Raw genomic sequence first — 590 nt, 5'->3', positions numbered from 1 at the left:
TGTCCCGCCAATCATGAAAGTGCGGGTAAAAAAAAACTACCGTTGATTAAAAAGCTAACACCCCAGAAAATGGGTAATAGAGGGTAAGACAAGTTCTGGAGGGATCATCATGAAACCTAACAGGGGCTTACCTAAAAATCGACTGACACCTGAGAAACGAGTTTATTTTCGACCGGAACTTACACATTGTCCTGACTGTGGGACGACTGAAAAGGCACCATACCGCTTCGCATAAAATTGTAGCGACTCTGGACGGAATTCTGGAGGCCTGGAATATGGCATACCACTGTCCGAATGCAGCTTGCGGGAAACCGGAACGATATTTCACCTCGGCAGAGGCCGATGCGCTCTGTTTAAAATATACTTCGTACGCCTACGCCGTGTTGGCCCTTGTAGGCGTCATGCGTTTCAAGCAGCATAGGACGGTTACCGAAATCTCTGAAGCCTTAAAAGAGCGAGGAATTCCGACCTCGGAACGTCATGCCATGCGTCTGTACGAATGGTATCTCACCTTACTTCGTGCTTCTCTGACCCCTGACGTAAAAAAGGATTTAACGTCTGTTGTAGAGACATACAAAGGTCTTCTTCTC

1 pseudogene is annotated in these 590 nt (G+C 47.1%); it reads left to right on the top strand.

Going from position 1 to position 590, the window contains the following annotated elements:
* Positions 1-275: 275 nt before the first annotated feature.
* Positions 276-590: pseudogene (locus L691_RS0102655) on the top strand (transposase); the annotation flags it as partial.

Origin of the sequence: Paenibacillus zanthoxyli JH29 (genome assembly GCF_000520715.1) — a bacterium.
GTDB classification, from domain to species: domain Bacteria; phylum Bacillota; class Bacilli; order Paenibacillales; family Paenibacillaceae; genus Paenibacillus_AQ; species Paenibacillus_AQ zanthoxyli.
Note: the sequence above shows the minus strand (reverse complement) of the source record. Positions and strands in the feature narration are given on the sequence as shown.